At 62.4% G+C, this 16,242-nt stretch carries 12 protein-coding genes, 1 tRNA gene and 1 pseudogene; 4 read left to right on the top strand and 10 right to left on the bottom strand.

What is annotated here, in order from left to right; genetic code table 11:
• Positions 1 to 92: 92 nt before the first annotated feature.
• A complete protein-coding gene (locus tag A9D14_RS08315; RefSeq protein ID WP_066845193.1) occupies positions 93 to 4,883 on the bottom strand; it encodes an autotransporter-associated beta strand repeat-containing protein in 4,791 nt (1,596 codons plus the stop codon).
• A 324-nt stretch (positions 4,884 to 5,207) separates the two neighbouring features.
• Between A9D14_RS08315 and A9D14_RS20020 the strand changes: the two are divergent.
• Both A9D14_RS20020 and A9D14_RS08320 read left to right on the top strand, forming a co-directional pair.
• Positions 5,208 to 5,398, top strand: a pseudogene (locus A9D14_RS20020) (IS630 family transposase); the annotation flags it as partial.
• A gap of 104 nt (positions 5,399 to 5,502) precedes the next feature.
• Entirely contained in the window at positions 5,503 to 7,026 is a 1,524-nt protein-coding gene (locus A9D14_RS08320; RefSeq protein ID WP_232468903.1) for a recombinase family protein, read from the top strand.
• A 248-nt stretch (positions 7,027 to 7,274) separates the two neighbouring features.
• Here A9D14_RS08320 and A9D14_RS08325 read toward each other — a convergent pair.
• Positions 7,275 to 7,364 (bottom strand) — tRNA-Ser (locus tag A9D14_RS08325).
• A gap of 156 nt (positions 7,365 to 7,520) precedes the next feature.
• Here A9D14_RS08325 and hspQ point away from each other — a divergent pair.
• Positions 7,521 to 7,955, top strand: a complete 435-nt coding sequence (hspQ, locus tag A9D14_RS08330; protein WP_066848642.1) for a heat shock protein HspQ — start codon at positions 7,521 to 7,523, stop codon at positions 7,953 to 7,955.
• A gap of 46 nt (positions 7,956 to 8,001) precedes the next feature.
• Here hspQ and A9D14_RS08335 read toward each other — a convergent pair whose 3' ends face one another.
• On the bottom strand, positions 8,002 to 8,856 hold the full coding sequence (locus A9D14_RS08335; protein ID WP_066845200.1) for an ABC transporter permease: 855 nt from the start codon (positions 8,854 to 8,856) through the stop codon (positions 8,002 to 8,004).
• Between the two features lie 122 nt (positions 8,857 to 8,978).
• Here A9D14_RS08335 and A9D14_RS08340 point away from each other — a divergent pair, with 122 nt between their 5' ends.
• The gene (locus tag A9D14_RS08340) at positions 8,979 to 9,653 is read left to right on the top strand and encodes a GcrA family cell cycle regulator (protein ID WP_066848644.1); all 675 of its coding nucleotides are present in this window, start codon (positions 8,979 to 8,981) and stop codon (positions 9,651 to 9,653) included.
• Positions 9,654 to 9,809: 156 nt separating this feature from the next.
• On the opposite strand, the gene A9D14_RS08345 is transcribed toward A9D14_RS08340, so the two are convergent.
• The 7 genes from A9D14_RS08345 to rbfA form a co-directional block, all read right to left on the bottom strand.
• Positions 9,810 to 10,493 (bottom strand): spermine/spermidine synthase domain-containing protein, encoded by a 684-nt coding sequence (locus A9D14_RS08345; RefSeq protein WP_066845201.1) that lies wholly within the window; start codon positions 10,491 to 10,493, stop codon positions 9,810 to 9,812.
• Between the two features lie 76 nt (positions 10,494 to 10,569).
• A complete protein-coding gene (pnp, locus tag A9D14_RS08350) occupies positions 10,570 to 12,903 on the bottom strand; it encodes a polyribonucleotide nucleotidyltransferase (protein WP_066845204.1) in 2,334 nt (777 codons plus the stop codon).
• A gap of 201 nt (positions 12,904 to 13,104) precedes the next feature.
• Positions 13,105 to 13,374: a 30S ribosomal protein S15 gene (gene rpsO / locus A9D14_RS08355; protein ID WP_066845207.1), complete on the bottom strand. Its 270-nt coding sequence runs from the start codon at positions 13,372 to 13,374 to the stop codon at positions 13,105 to 13,107.
• 24 nt (positions 13,375 to 13,398) lie between these two features.
• Entirely contained in the window at positions 13,399 to 14,388 is a 990-nt protein-coding gene (truB, locus tag A9D14_RS08360; protein WP_066845210.1) for a tRNA pseudouridine(55) synthase TruB, read from the bottom strand.
• A gap of 11 nt (positions 14,389 to 14,399) precedes the next feature.
• Complete coding sequence (locus tag A9D14_RS08365; protein WP_066845215.1) at positions 14,400 to 15,083, bottom strand: site-2 protease family protein; 684 nt, start codon at positions 15,081 to 15,083, stop codon at positions 14,400 to 14,402.
• A gap of 70 nt (positions 15,084 to 15,153) precedes the next feature.
• Positions 15,154 to 15,744 (bottom strand): thymidine kinase, encoded by a 591-nt coding sequence (locus A9D14_RS08370; protein WP_066845218.1) that lies wholly within the window; start codon positions 15,742 to 15,744, stop codon positions 15,154 to 15,156.
• 98 nt (positions 15,745 to 15,842) lie between these two features.
• Positions 15,843 to 16,241: a 30S ribosome-binding factor RbfA gene (rbfA, locus tag A9D14_RS08375; protein ID WP_066845221.1), complete on the bottom strand. Its 399-nt coding sequence runs from the start codon at positions 16,239 to 16,241 to the stop codon at positions 15,843 to 15,845.
• Position 16,242: the final 1 nt, after the last annotated feature.

The raw sequence follows: 16,242 nt of genomic DNA on the forward strand, positions 1-16,242 counted from the left end.
ACGGCCGGCGCAACAATCGACCAGACGCACTAGACATGCACATAGTGATGGAGGCGAGCGGCATTTCCCGCTCGCCTCTTATGTTTCTCAATTTAGAAGCTGATGGACAGGTTCGCCCTTGCAGCATTGGTCATGCCGTAGTCGGCAATCGTACCACTATAGCCAAGCCCAGTCGTCACGCGGTCCGATACTCTGTAGCTAAGCGCAAGATCGACCAGTGCGGCGTCCTTGGCAAGCGGTGCGCCAGCGATAATGAAGGCCGGATCACCTGGTGCAAATGCAAGGGTAGCTCCGGTCTCGTGGTCACCCAGCGCATGTTGCCATTCGCCTGACATGCTCGCGGAGAAGCGGGCTGCAGAATCGAGCGGAATGGTGGATTTGAAGCCAATCGAACCGAAGGTCCAGTCCGCCTTCTCATTTTCTGCATTCAACCCGAGCGTTCCGCCGTTCTCCGCAAACTGCCCACGATCGAAACGGGTCCAGTTCACGCCCATAAACGGCTCCAGGGCGCCATTACCCAGCGGGATGCGAACGCCTGCACGGGCAAAAGCTCCAAAGGTTTCGGCATCGTATTTGGCAGACACGGATTGGTCGATCGTAGGCAGGACCAGGTCCCGCTCGGTTTCGACATCATACCTGGCATATTGCCCACCGGCCGACAATCTGACCGGCCCCAGCGTGGTGCCTGCATAGACCCCTGCATGCAGCCCCTCGATGGACGCATTCGAAAAGCGTTGGGCGATGTCCATTTCACCGTCGGTATAACCGACAGCTGCGCCGAACGTCGAATTGCCGGATTGAAAATCGAGCCCGCCTAGCATGCCCGCCGAGTTGCGATCATAGCCAGCGGCATTCTGATCGCTCGACCATTCATCACGCGCACCGATGGCCTGCAACCAGAGGTTGGGACCCTTGAAGCGCGGTGTATCCATTCGGCCCAGAATCGCGCGGCGTGTCCGGTCGCTGTCCTGCACAAGTGCATTGGCGACGCTTGCGTGCACTTCGCCGGAAAGATTGTCGAAGATATCTTGCGCGCCCTTCGCCGACTGGCCTACGACGTCATAATACAAAGCGCTTTCGGCCGCGAACGCCGCGTTGATAGCGCTGCCTACTTCGGACTGATTGCCGGTTGCCGCAATATCAGCGAAGTCAACATCGTTACGGGTAAGCGTCAGATCTACGCCGTTGCTGCCATAGGACAACGTCGGCATCAGGAAGGCGAGATCGGTTTCGACGCCATCGAAGCTTCCCTCCACCGACGAGCCGGTGACGATCGTGTATTCCGTCTGCGGAGCGTAAGTACCATCCGCTGCGAAAACCTGCACAGTGCCGCCCGAGAGGGTGACGGCGCCGGTTGCCGCGAGACGATCTGCCTGTCCATCAGCATTGGCGTTGATCTCGAGCGTCGAGCCACTGGCGAATGAAATGTCGCCATCAATCATCAGGGTGCCGATCGCATCGCCCGCAGGTGCCACAGTCGATCCCGACATTGCAGAGATGCCGCCCACGACGCCGACGCCGGAAAGACGTGTGGCTTCTTGCAAAGTTACAAGCGAGCCGCCGAGGTAACCGTCGACAATCAGCGTGCCGCCAGCAACAGTCGTGCCGCCGGTGTAGCTGTTGGTGCCGGTCAGCGTGACCGCGCCGGTGCCGTCCTTGGTGAAGGTGCCGGTGCCCGAGACATCGCCGCCGAAACTCCCGTCGGTGTCCTGGTCGATCACGAGATCGGCATTGTTGAGCACGTCGCCGGTAAGCGAGGTGGTCGAGCCGATCAGCGTGCCGCCAGCAACAGTCGTGCCGCCGGTGTAGCTGTTGGTGCCGGTCAGCGTGACCGCGCCGGTGCCGTCCTTGGTGAAGGTGCCGGTGCCCGAGACATCGCCGCCGAAGCTGCCGTCGGTGTTCTGGTCGATCACGAGATCGGCATTGTTGAGCACGTCGCCGGTGAGCGAGGTGGTCGAGCCGATCAGCGTGCCGCCAGCAACGGTGGTGCCGCCGGTGTAGCTGTTGGTGCCGGTGAGCGTGACCGCGCCGGTGCCGTCCTTGGTGAAGGTGCCGGTACCCGAAACATCGCCGCCGAAGCTGCCGTCGGTGTTCTGGTCGATCACGAGATCGGCATTGTTGAGCACGTCGCCGGTAAGCGAGGTGGTCGAGCCGATCAGCGTGCCGCCAGCAACAGTCGTGCCGCCGGTGTAGCTGTTGGTGCCGGTCAGCGTGACCGCGCCGGTGCCGTCCTTGGTGAAGGTGCCGGTGCCCGAGACATCGCCGCCGAAGCTGCCGTCGGTGTTCTGGTCGATCACGAGATCGGCATTGTTGAGCACGTCGCCGGTGAGCGAGGTGGTCGAGCCGATCAGCGTGCCGCCAGCAACGGTGGTGCCGCCGGTGTAGCTGTTGGTGCCGGTGAGGGTAACCGCGCCGGTACCGTCCTTGGTGAAGGTGCCGGTGCCCGAGACATCGCCGCCGAAACTCCCGTCGGTGTCCTGGTCGATCACGAGATCGGCATTGTTGAGCACATCGCCGGTAAGCGAGGTGGTCGAGCCGATCAGCGTGCCGCCAGCAACAGTCGTGCCGCCGGTGTAGCTGTTGGTGCCGGTCAGCGTAACCGCGCCGGTGCCGTTCTTGGTGAAGGTGCCGGTGCCCGAGACATCGCCGCCGAAACTGCCGTCGGTGTTCTGGTCGATCACGAGATCGGCATTGTTGAGCACGTCGCCGGTGAGCGAGGTGGTCGAGCCGATCAGCGTGCCGCCAGCAACAGTCGTGCCGCCGGTGTAACTGTTGGTGCCGGTCAGCGTGACCGCGCCGGTACCGTCCTTGGTGAAGGTGCCGGTGCCCGAGACATCGCCGCCGAAACTCCCGTCGGTGTCCTGGTCGATCACGAGATCGGCATTGTTGAGCACATCGCCGGTAAGCGAGGTGGTCGAGCCGATCAGCGTGCCGCCAGCAACAGTCGTGCCGCCGGTGTAGCTGTTGGTGCCGGTGAGGGTAAGGTTGCCCGAACCTGCCTTGATGAGCGAGCCGACGCCGGAGATCGCACCTGCATAGGTTGTGCTGGCATCATTGCCGCCAGTGGTGAGGGCAGCGTCAAGAATTACCTCACCTGAGCCCGACAAGCTGCCGATAGTCTCGTCGGCGATGACCTGCAGCGTTCCCGCGGCGGCGATCTGCACCGAGCCCGTGTCGAGGATGGCGGAACCGCCATCTAGGCCCAGCGTCCCTTCCTGCACCAGCGTGGTGCCGGAATAGGTGTTAGCTCCGCCCAGAATCTGGGTGCCCGCACCTGTCTTGGTGAGGCCGCCGCCAAGGTCGGCCGCGACCGTCGCGAAGGCGTAGTTCACTCGGGTCACGGACCAATCGCGCACATAAGCCGAAAAATCGCCGGAACTCTCGTAGCCGGGCGCACCCGCATCAGCCGAATAATCCTGCGCTACCGGTGCCGAGGTGTTAAAGCCGGCGTAACCCGAACCCCAAGCCATGTAATCAACCTCATCAGGGCTGGAGGACACGCTGGAAATCGAATAGTCGGAAGCCACGCCGCCGAACAATTGCGCTGCAGCTTCCTGCGCGGTCACGACGGCAGGCGTCGTGGTCCAGAGGGGGCCGTCACCCACCTGCCACGAGCCGATATAATCCAGTTCCTCGACGGTGGAACTAATTGATCCGTCAAAGCGGGTTGTCCCGCCTGTCGCATTGACGGTCAGCGTCGAGGCGCCGAGGTTTACGGCTCCACTGCCACCGAGGGTCCCGATGGTCTGATCTGCGCCGAGCATTACCGTACCGCCTGTCACCGTGACATTGCCATTGGGTGCCAGTGCGCCTGCAGTGGCGGCGATCAGCGTGCCGTCTGCGATCGTGGTGCCGCCGGTATAGCTGTTCGTGCCGGTCAGCGTGACGGTGCCCGCGCCGTCCTTGGTCAGCGAACCGCTGCCCGAGACATCGCCGCCGAAACTGCCGTCGGTGTCCTGGTCGATCACGAGATCGGCATTGTTGAGCACGTCGCCGGTGAGCGAGGTGGTCGAGCCGATCAGCGTGCCGCCTTGAATCTCATATCCGCCATCAAAGCTGTTTGCACCGGATAGGAGCAGGCTCCCCGAGCCGGTTTTGACGAGCGGACCAGCATTTGTTCCGGTAATGTCGCCTGATAGCTCCACATCGAAGTCGTGGGTGTTTAGCGTTCCTCCGCTCGCAACCTGAAGATCGTTGGAAACGTCTCCATCTCCGGTGAACTCCACCGTTCCGCCATCCAAAGTTGGTGAGTAAGCACCATCATCGATATCACTAGGCGTGACGGTGTCGCCCGAGCTAATCTTCGACCCAACCGTAACCACGGATGATCCTGCCGGGACGCTGTTGAGCGCCAGGGTTGAAAAAACCAGCTGGCCGCCGGCGCCGAAAGCTTCGCCGGTGCCGTTTGGCACCATCGTCACGCTGCTGAAGGCGTTACGATCGTCGATCGCGGCGACGAAGTGCTCTTCACCGCCGATGGCAGTATCGATGCCTCCCACCAGCAATGGCGTCGAACCATCGAACAGCATGTAGATTTGAGACGAATTCGCCAGACTTCCGTCAGGCGTTGTATTGTTCACGGTGCAACAGGTTCCCCAGTTCGACACGTTGAGGCCAACCGCATTGATCAGGTAGGGTGTGGTATAGGAGGCGTCCGAAAAGAACGAGAGCTCGTAACCGGCACTAACAGCACCGGCAAAATCACCTGACGGGTAGCTCACGCTCCAGTTGGTGAAGCCATCGCCTCCTTCGTCACCGGTTCCGGTGTTCATTGCACTGCTTCCAGCGCGCAGCGTCTGAACGTAGATCGTTTCGACAGCGGTCGTGTCCGTAACAGAAAAGCGATAGCCCGAGATTACCGACAGGTCGTATTTGAAAATCAACGATGTCTGCGTGGGACTGGACGGATTAGCCGCATTGTAAGCAGCATCTGCGGCAACTGCCGTATCGAGGAACGTCTGAGACCAGCATTGAGGTCATCGTTGAAAAAGACGGCCGGATCTGCGTGCGCGGTCATGCTGACCATGGACACCGAACCCAGCAGCGAACCCACCAATGCAATCGTTTTATTTCCGTTAATCACTCTGCACCCCACACTGAACAAGCTTCATTAACTTGAGGGGCGCTCCTAGCGGCGCACTGGTTAAGAAAACTACCGAGGGAATATGAAAGTTGCTGTTAATGGCCTTAAACGTGAACGCGGTTGGTACCCAAAGGGCGAGCGTCTGTGGGTATCTCTTGCCCACCGCAAGACTGACACGCGGGTGGCCGGTCTGCCTACGACCGGCATGGTCGTCCCAATGGTGCTCGAAGACCGATCGACGGAGACTGGATCGAAGCCTCTGTCACTCAGGTCCTCGTGCCTAAACGCAAGCCAGGTGAAGTCGTCATTATGAACATCGGGCGGTGACGGGAGGTGTCGTGACCGGTTTGCCCTCCAGCAGATGATGCCTCAGGTGAGGATTTGGATCTTGGTGGGAACACCCGCGTCGCTGGTCGCTGCTGAAGGACGAGTACGATGATGGCGGATTATCGGGCGGAACGCTCGAGCGCCCTGCCCTGCAGCGCCTGCTCGCCGATATCGAAGCGGGCACGATCGACATCGTGGTCGTCTACAAGGTTGACCGGCTGACGCGCTCGCTGCTGGATTTCTCGAAGCTGGTCGAAACCTTCGATGCCAACGATACCAGCTTTGTCTCTGTCACCCAGTCGTTCAATACCACCACCTCTATGAGGCGGCTGACCCTCAACATGCTGCTCTCCTTCGCGCAGTTCGAGCGCGAGGTCACGGCTGAACGCATCCGCGACAAGATCGCGGCCTCCAAGGCCAAGGGCATGTGGATGGGTGGTAATCCCCCGCTCGGCTATCGCCCCGAGGGCCGCAGCCTCGCGATTGTCGAGGAGCATGCCCGCGTCGTCCGTCATGTGTTCGACCGTTACCTCGCGCTCGGCAATGTGCGGGAGGTAACGGCCGAACTCGATGATCAGGGCATCATCGTCCCCGAACGCTTCGCCACCACGGGACGCAAGAGCGGCGGCATCCCGTTTACCCGCGGGCAGCTCTACCGGCTGCTATCGAACCCGATCTATATCGGCAGGATCGCACACAATGGCACAAGCTACGACGGCAGACATGATGCGATCGTCGCCCCCGACATCTGGAAAGCGGTGCAGGCGAAGTTCGCCGATCAGCGGCAGGGCGAGGAAGCCGGCAAGCGCATCCGCAACGCAAGCCTGCTGGCGGGACGGATCCAGGATGAGCAAGGCCAGCCACTGGTCGCTACCCATGCGGTCAAGAAGGCGCAGAGCTACCGCTATTATGTCAGCCGGGCACTCCAGCACGCACCGGGTCATGATGACCCCAACGGCATGCGTATCCCAGCGCTTGAGATCGAAGCCGCCGTCATCAACATGCTCGCGGGCGCAATCGATGATCCACTCGCGCTGCTAACCAGCGCTGCCCTCCCGCTCGAGAGCGACCGGCTGCCCGCCATGCTGGCTACGGCCAATACCACCGCAACGCTCATCCGCCGCCGTCATCACAAGACGATACGTTCGTTGATCGCCGCAGTGACTATCGCCGCGCGGCAGGTAAGCATCACCATCTCGGTCCCGGCACTATGCACGGCACTCGGGGTCGATACGAACCCGACCGCCAAGGTGGAAGTCGAATTGACCGAGCCGATGCGGCTGACCCGAACCGGGCGGGCCTTGAAGCTGGTGCAGCGCGATGGAAGAACAATCACCCAAGGCGAACCCGATCAGGGACTGATCGAGCTTCTCACCAAGGCCCGCAACTGGTGGACGCAATTGCAGGACGGACGCACCGACATCGCAACCATCGCACGCAGCGAGAAGATCAACGATTCCTGGGTGTCGCGGATTGTCCGCCTGAACTTCCTCGCACCGCAACTGACCGAAGCGATCCTCGCAGGCACCCAGCCCACATCGGTCAATGCTATCTCGCTGCGCAGCGCCGAGCTGCCGATCGATTGGGATGAACAACTCGCGATGTTCAAGCTCTGACCAACAGCATCAGCAGGCAGACCATGACGGCGCTTCGGCGCCGTCTCTTGTTGGTCCTTTGCTCACTTGCAGAGGCCCGCGCCAATCTGAGTTCCGTACTGCGAAATTGGGCCTTGGAGAAAAATCGGGCATTCTGGCCGGAAAGGCTGAATGTCGCCGTCTCCGCGCACCGGAACACACCCCGAAATGGGCGCGAGTGGCGGTCTCAAGGAGTGATATTATTCTTTTATATCAGCGTTTTAGCTGCGTGGCGGAGAGGGTGGGATTCGAACCCACGGTACGGTTGCCCGTACACCGCATTTCGAGTGCGGCGCATTCGACCTCTCTGCCACCTCTCCGCGAGGACTGCAGGCGGGGCAATCGCACCCGCCGGTCGTTTCGAAGCCGCGCGGTTAGCCGATGATTCGCCTGTTGCCAAGGGTCTATTTGTGCGTTTCGGGGTTAACCCTCCGGTCCGGCTTGTGGGTTGGCTTCGCGAAACCTATATTGCCATCATGCCAGGAAGTTTTCGCAACATCCCGCGCAAGGACGCGTCAGAGCTCGATAGTCGCTCCTCGTTCTTCTCGCCTCAAGCCGGAGGGACAGTTTCAGTTCCAAAGATTGCCGAAGCGCGCTTCGCCATCGGCGATATCGTGCGCCACAGGCTGCACGATTTCCGCGGTGTCGTTTTTGATATCGATCCCGTCTTCGCGAATAGCGAGGAATGGTACGAATCGATCCCCAGCGCGATGCGCCCAACGCGCGACCAGCCGTTCTATCACCTCTTCGCCGAGAACGAGGAGTCGAGCTACATTGCCTATGTCAGCCAGCAGAACCTGGTCGAGGATGGTATTGGCGGACCGATCGACCACCCCTCGATCGACATGGTGTTCGGCGAGTATGACCTCGACGACGAGCGCTATACGCTGCACCGCAGCCTGCGTCACTGACGCTCCGGCAGGCAAAGCCCGGCGCTTCTTCAGAGCGGCGCGGGTATCAGCTCCTGAGCTTCCAGCCCGATTTCAGTACCAGATAGGTCGCGACAAACAGGACCACGTTCAACAGGCCGAGCCCCAGCCCGGCCCACAGCACCGCATGTCCGCTTTCACCGATGTCACTCTCTACCAGGAAGCCATAGCGGAACCCGGAGATGACGTAGAAGAATGGATTGAAGCGGCTGATCGTCTGGAACACCGGCGACAGATTGTCGATCACATAGAAAGTGCCGGACAGCAGGGCCAGCGGCGCCACGATGAAATTCGTGACCGCCGCGTTATGGTCGAACTTCTCCGCCCAGATGGAGGTCAGCACGCCCATCAGCGACAGCAGGATCACACCCATCAGGCCGAACCAGGCGATCGCCACGGGATGCGCAAGGCTGAGATCGGCACCCGGATAGAGCCAGACGGCCAGACCGACGGCCAGGCCGACCAGGATACCGCGCGTCGCCGCGGCACACACCAGGCCGGTCAGCAGTTCCAGCGTCGACAGCGGCGGCATAAGGTAATCGATGATGGTGCCCTGGATCTTGCCACCCAGTAGCGAGAAGCTGGCATTGGCGAAGGCATTCTGCATCATGCCCATCACGATCAGGCCCGGCGCGACGAAAGTGGTGAAGTTGACGCCCAGCACTTCGCGGCCGCCGCGGCCCAGCGCGACCGAAAATATCACCAGATACAGTAACGTCGTGATCGCCGGAGCCCAGATCGTCTGCGTCTGGACCTTGAAGAAACGGCGCACTTCCTTAATATAGAGGGTCCACAGCCCCAGCCGGTTGACCCGGCCGATGACTGGCTCTCCAAACTGGTGAAAAGCTGGATTGGTGGCGGTCTCTTTTACGGGGTCGTTCATTAACTGCTCGCCTAATGACGGGCAATCGATATGGCAAGCGCAGGCTGCGGAACAAGCCCGTGGCCGTAATCGGGCGGCATGAAATCCGCCGGTTGCGCAGGATTGATTTTTTTGGAGAACGCATGAGCTGGACCGACGAACGGATCGAGAAGCTTACCAAGATGTGGGAAAGCGGCTCGACAGCCAGTCAGATTGCCGAGGAACTCGGCGGGGTCAGCCGTAACGCGGTGATCGGCAAGGCGCATCGCCTGGGGCTGAAGGCACGTCCTTCTCCGGTGAAGGAGAAGGCTGCGGTCAAGGCAAAGCCCAAGCCTGTGCTCAAGAAGCCGGAGACGAGCGAGCCCAAGGCAGAACCCGCCCGCACGGCAGCGCCTCCACCCGCCCCGGCACCTGCGCCGCGTCCGGCACCCGCTGCCGCAGCAGCGCCGGAACAGCGGCCGGCCCAGCCCTCGGGCAACCAGCCGCGCATCGTATCGGTCGGGCCGGGCGGCTTCTTGCGCCAGGGTCCCGGCGACCAGCAATCGCCGATCCCGCCCGCACCGCCGCGCCGCCTGGTGCCCGCCAAGCCCGCACCTGAAATTGCCAACAAGACGAGCCTGCTCGATCTGAACGACCGGATCTGCCGCTGGCCGATGGGGCATCCGGGCGAGCCCGACTTCCATTTCTGCGGCGATAAGGTGAACCCCGGCTTCCCCTATTGCGTCGAACATTGCGGCCGGGCCTATCAGGCACAGCTGCCGCGCGGCGCGCGCCGTCCACCTCCGCCGCTTCCGTTCGGCGGTCCGCGCGTGCGCTAAGGCTGCGCGGGACAGAGCAGACGATATTGAAAGGCCCGCCGGTTCGTTCCGGCGGGCCTTTTTTCCTGACAGCGAATGCAGGGCTAGCGGCAGAGCGGGCGATGTCATTCCCGCAATAAGGGAACATCGCCGGCGCTCAAGCCGATCCAGGCCCCCTCAGGATGGCCTGCAGAACCAGATCGTATGCTTGGGGCCCTTCCCCCTGCCCTGCGCGTCATAGCGGGCGCTGACCTCGACCGCATCGACAGTGAAACGCGCGCGCTCAAGCTGCCGGGTGAAGCGCGGGTCGGGTGCGGCGGACCAGATGGCCAGCACCCCTTCAGGGGTAAGCGCGCGGCGCGCCGCGGCGAGCCCGGCGTTGGAATAGATGCGGTCGTTATCTGCACGAACCAGCCCGTCCGGCCCGTTGTCGACGTCGAGCAGGATCGCGTCATAGCGGCCGGGACGTTCGGCGATCGCGTCGGCGACATCGCCCATGCGAAGTGTGAAGCGCAGATCTTCGAACGCATCGCCCGTCAGTTCCGCCATCGGGCCTTTTGCCCATTCGATGATCTCGGGGACCAGTTCGACGACCGTGATCTGCGTCTTGGGCCGCGCATTCTCAAGCGCCGCGCGCAGGGTAAAGCCCATGCCATAGCCGCCGATCAGCAGATGCGGCGCACGCGCATTGGCAAGCCGTTCCAGGCTCATCACCGCCAGCGCTTCCTCCGATCCGCGCATGCGCGTGCTCATCAGCTCGTTACGACCAAGCACGATCATGAAATCGCGGCCATGTGAATAGAGCCGCAGCTCCTCGCCCCCCGGCACTTGCGCCGTGCCCAGTAATTCGCGCGCCAGCATCGTTCATTCTCCTCGTCACGAAAAAGGCCGCCGGATCGCTCCGGCGGCCCCTTTCTTCATGCAATCCGTGAACGGATCAGTCGTCCTTCAGGAACGCGGGCATGTGGTCGGGGTTGCCCCCTTCCTTGCCTTCGCCGTTGCTGCCGCCGCCGTCACGGTCGCCGCGCGGACCACGCGGTCCGCGGTCACGACCGCCGCCGCCGCCGCGTCCACCGCGATCGCCGCCGCCACGCGGGCCACGACGGTCACCGCCGCGATCGCCGCGATCACCACGAGGCTCGCGGGGTTCACGGGCCGGACGCGTGTCCTCCAGCTCTTCGCCGGTTTCCTGGTCGACGACGCGCATCGACAGGCGAACCTTGCCGCGGTTGTCGATCTCGAGGACCTTGACCTTCACTTCCTGGCCTTCCGACACAACGTCGGTCGGCTTTTCCACGCGCTCATTCTTCATTTCGGAGACGTGGACGAGACCGTCCTTGCCGCCCATGAAGTTCACGAATGCGCCGAAGTCGACGATGTTCACGACCTTGCCGTTGTAGATCTTGCCGACTTCCGCCTCTTCGACGATGCCTTCGATCCACTTGCGGGCCGCTTCGATCTGCGCAACGTCGCTGGACGAGATCTTGATGATGCCCTCGTCGTCGATGTCGACCTTCGCGCCGGTTTCGGCGACGATCTCGCGGATCACCTTGCCGCCGGTTCCGATGACGTCGCGGATCTTCGACTTGTCGATCTGCATCGTCTCGATACGCGGAGCATGCGCCGACAGTTCGGTGCGGGCCGAACCCAGCGCCTTGGTCATCTCGCCAAGGATATGCGCGCGGCCGGCCTTCGCCTGCTCAAGCGCCTTGGCCATGATTTCCTGGGTGATGCCGGCAATCTTGATGTCCATCTGGAGCGAGGTGATGCCCGCTTCCGTACCGGCCACCTTGAAGTCCATGTCACCGAGGTGATCCTCGTCGCCGAGGATGTCCGACAGCACGGCGAACTCGTCGCCTTCCAGAATCAGGCCCATCGCGATGCCCGACACCGGACGTTCGATCGGAACGCCTGCGTCCATCATCGACAGACAGCCGCCGCAGACCGTCGCCATCGAGGACGAGCCATTCGACTCGGTGATGTCCGACAGGATGCGGATGGTGTAGGGGAAATCTTCCTTCGACGGCAGCACGGGATGCAGCGCACGCCATGCCAGCTTGCCGTGTCCGATCTCGCGGCGACCCGGAGCGCCGAACCGGCCAACTTCACCAACCGAATAGGGCGGGAAGTTGTAGTGCAGCATGAAGTTCGAATAGCTCAGGCCTTCCAGCCCGTCGATCATCTGCTCCGATTCCTTGGTCCCCAGCGTGGTGGTGCAGATCGCCTGCGTCTCACCGCGCGTGAACAGCGCCGAACCGTGGGTGCGCGGCAGGAAGCCGGCAATCGCCTCGATCGGGCGAACCTGGTCCAGCTTGCGTCCGTCGATGCGCGCGCCTTCCTTGAGGATGGCGGTACGCACGATTTCGGCTTCCAGCTTCTTCATCTGCTTGCCGGCGGTCATCTGCGTCTGGCCATCGGCCTCGGCATAATGCGCCTTCGCCTTCGCACGCGCTTCGTTCAGCGCGTTCGAACGGGCCGACTTGTCGGTCAGCTTGTAGGCAGCAGCGATATCGCCGCCGATCAGGCCGCGCAGCTCTTCCTTCATGGCGGACTTGTCGTCGGCCAGATTCAGCTCCCAAGGCTCCTTGGCAGCCTGCTCGGCGAGGTCGATGATCGCGCCGATGACCTTGCGGCATTCGTCATGCGCGAACATGACGGCGCCCAGCATCTCTTCCTCGGTCAGCTCCTTGGCTTCCGATTCCACCATCATCACAGCTTCCTGCGTGGCGGCGACGACAAGATCGAGACGGCCGTCTTCGAGGGCGGCGTCCTGCTTGGGGTTGAGCGTGTATTCGCCATCGACAAAGCCGACGCGGCAGCCGCCGATCGGGCCCATGAAGGGCACGCCCGAGATCGTCAGCGCTGCGGACGCGGCGATCATGGCGACCATGTCGGCCTCGGTCTCGCCGTCATACGACAGGACCTGGCAGATGACGTTGATTTCGTTGTAGAAACCTTCGGGGAACAGCGGACGGATCGGACGATCGATCAGGCGGCTGGTCAGGGTTTCCTTCTCGGTCGCGCCGCGTTCGCGCTTGAAGAAGCCGCCGGGAATGCGGCCGGCCGAGGAGAATTTTTCCTGGTAGTGAACGGTAAGGGGGAAGAAGTCCTGCCCTTCCTTCACACTCTTGGCGGCGGTCACGGCGCAAAGCACCACGGTTTCGCCATAGGTGGCCAGCACGGCGCCGTCAGCCTGACGGGCAATGCGGCCGGTTTCGAGGGTGAGGGTCTTTCCGCCCCACTCAATCGATACGGTTTTGGTGTCGAACATGTATTTTCCTTATGAACCCGCGGTGCCGTATTGCAGCGCGGGGCCTACTGCCGGGGATACCGTCCCGGTCCGGTGCGGGGCGCTTTGTCATGCCCCAGGGCTGCCTTGCCGAATTGCGAGGCATCGCCCGATTTCGCGGGGCCGTCTTTCCTGCGGCCCCATGCGACAAGGGCGGCCCGTCGGGACCGCCCTTGGAAACTCTTACTTGCGCAGGCCGAGCTTCTGGATCAGCGCGTTGTAGCGCTCTACATCCGTCCTTTTCAGGTAGGCGAGAAGCGAACGGCGCTTGTTGACCATCACCAGCAGACCGCGCCGCGAGTGATTGTCCTTGTGGTGATCCTTGAAGTGCTCGGTCAGGTTGCGAATACGCTCGGTCAGGATCGCGACCTGGACTTCGGGACTGCCGGTGTCAGTATCCTGACGGGCGTTGTCCTTGATGATTTCCTGCTTCTTTTCGGCGGTAACCGACATAGTTTCACTCCGCGACATCGATGATCAGATGTTGAAGCCCCGAAAGACCCTGGCCACGCCATCCGAAATATCCATCAAGGCTATCGGCTTTCCGCCGCATTTCGCCCAGACAGTTCCGTCAGGAATGGTCAGTCCGGACAATTGCCGGCCCTGTCGGACCGCTTCCGCCTGATCCGGAAGGAGATCGAGGGCCGGGATGTCGTCCAGCCCTGCCTCCAGCGGCAGAAGTATTTCAGCAAGGCGCGCGCCGTGACCGATTTCGTTCAACTTGTCCAGCGAAATCGCCGAATGTTGGCCGAACGGACCAGCACGCGTGCGCCTAAGGTAGGTAACGTGTCCGCAAGTTCCAAGGGCATGCGCGATATCGCGCGCCAGGCTGCGGATATAGGTCCCCTTCGATACCGTCGCTTCCAGCGTGACGCTGTCCATCAGTTCCAGCGGCGCGCCGGGATCATAGGGGTCGGGCCGCCCGCTGGTGGTCGCGAAGACGGAATCGACATCCACGCCATGCCCCTGCCCGCCCACGGGGCCGAGAGCATGGATCGTCACGCGGCGGGTCTTCATCTCCACGTCCTCGCCCGCGCGCGCGAGATCATAGGCGCGGCGGCCATCGATCTTGAGGGCCGAGTATTTCGGCGGCACCTGCTCGATCTCTCCGGTAAAAGCCTCGCAGATCGCCAGCAACGCCGCTGCCGGGGGGCGCCGGTCGCTCGTCTCGATCACCGCGCCCTCCGCATCCAGCGTATCGGTCATGGTGCCGAACTGGATCGTGAACTCGTATGTCTTGGTAGCGTCGAGCATCCGGCCCGCCAGCTTGGTCGCCTCGCCGATGGCGATCGGCAGCACGCCGGTCGCCAGCGGATCCAGCGTGCCGCCATGACCGACCTTGGTCTTGGCATAGCCCGCTTCGCGCAGATTGCGCTTCACCGCGCCGACAGCCTGGGTCGAGCCCATTTCCAGCGGCTTGTCTAGGATGATCCAGCCGCTGGGCGGTGCTAGTCTGTCCTCGCTCATTTTGCCCTCGCTCACGATGCGATCGCCTCGGCCAGGCCGATATAGAGGCCTCGCACCCATTCCACCGGCGGCCACACGATATTCTCGATGATGCCGAGATCGGGAAAGAACCAGCTCAGGGCGATCACCGCGACCAGCAGAAGCATGCCGACGGGCCGCAGCTTCTCATACGCCCGCGCGGCGCTGCGCGGCAGCAGTCCCTCGACGATGTGCGATCCGTCGAAGGGCGGAATCGGTAGCAGATTGAAAAAGGCCAGGAAGATGTTGATCAGGATGAAATAGTCGATCCCGGTAATCGTCCATTGCATCGCGGCGGACACATTGCCAGGATCGATGCCCCTTGCCAGCAGGCCCAGCACGACGGCCGCGATCCCCGCCATCACGAAATTGCTGCCCGGACCGGCCGCCGCAACCGCCATCATGCCGAAGCGCGGATTGTTCAGCCGCCATTTGTTGACCGGCACAGGCTTGGCCCAGCCGAACACGGGCCCGCCGATCAGCGCCATCACACCCGGCAGCACGACGGTACCGACCGGATCGACATGGCGTAGCGGGTTGAGCGAGAGGCGCCGCGCCTCTTTGGCTGTGGGGTCGCCCAGCATCTTGGCGGACCAGCCATGCGAGACTTCGTGGAAAACGATGGCAACGATCAGGCAGGGAATCAGGATCGCGGCAAGAATGATGGTGTCGGACATGGCGGGTCAGATAGGCGGCCCGCTACCGGATTACACCTGCCGGCCCTTCTTTGATCTTCCGGCAGACGCTTCAGCCGCGATTCGCCTCGACAAAATGGCGGCGGCAGAGTGCGATATAGCGGTCGTTCCCGCCGATCTCGGTCTGTTCGCCTTCGCTGACCGCACTGCCCTCGGCATCGATGCGCAGGTTCATCGTCGCCTTGCGCCCGCAATGGCACACGGCCTTCAGCTCGATCAGCGCATCGGCAATGCCCAGCAATGCCGCCGAGCCTTCGAACAATTCGCCTTGGAAATCTGTGCGCAGGCCATAGCACAAGACCGGAACCCCCGCCTCGTCCGCCAGCCGCGCGCATTGCCAGACCTGCGCGCGGGTCAGGAACTGCGCCTCGTCGATCAGCACACAGGCGATGGGGCTGACTGCATGATGCGGCGCGACCGCATCCCACAGATCGGTGCCGGGATCATAGAGATGGGCATCTGCCTGCAGCCCGATGCGCGAATGGATCGGCTTGCCCCCGCCTTCGTCCGCGCCGCGATGATCGAGCGCGGCGGTCCATAGCATGGTCGTCATCCCGCGCTCGCGATAGTTGAAGTCGGCTTGCAGAAGCTGTGTGGATTTGCCCGCGTTCATGCTGGCATAATAGAAATAGAGCTTGGCCATCGCCGCACTATGCTGATCGCAGGGGCCCGCGCCATAGGGTCTGCGCCGGTATCGGCCCCGATTGCACAGCTTTGTGGCGCTGCCGCGCCAGCTTGGCGCTAGTCCTCGTCATCCTCGATGTCGCGGCGGACGCGCGGATCGTCCAGCAGGCGCTCGATCCGGCCTGCCTCGTCGAATGTTTCGTCAGGGCGGAACTGCAGTTTCGGCGCGAATTTCAGCCCAAGGCGCTGGGCCACCTCGCGCTGGAAGAAGGCGGTATTGACCTGCAGCGCCTTGATCACCTTCGCCTCGTCCGCGCCCAGCAGCGGCTTCACATAGACCTTGGCCTGCCGCAGGTCGGGCGACATGCGCACCTCGGTCACGCTGACGGCATGCGCAGCGATCGTATCATCGTGCACTTCCCCGCGCGAAAGCAGTTCCGACAATATATGGCGCACCCGCTCGCCGACTTTCAGAACGCGCACGGATTGCTGTTCGGGGGTGGAATTGCGAGCCATG

The sequence above is a fragment of the Croceicoccus marinus genome (assembly GCF_001661675.2).
Taxonomy (GTDB): domain Bacteria; phylum Pseudomonadota; class Alphaproteobacteria; order Sphingomonadales; family Sphingomonadaceae; genus Croceicoccus; species Croceicoccus marinus.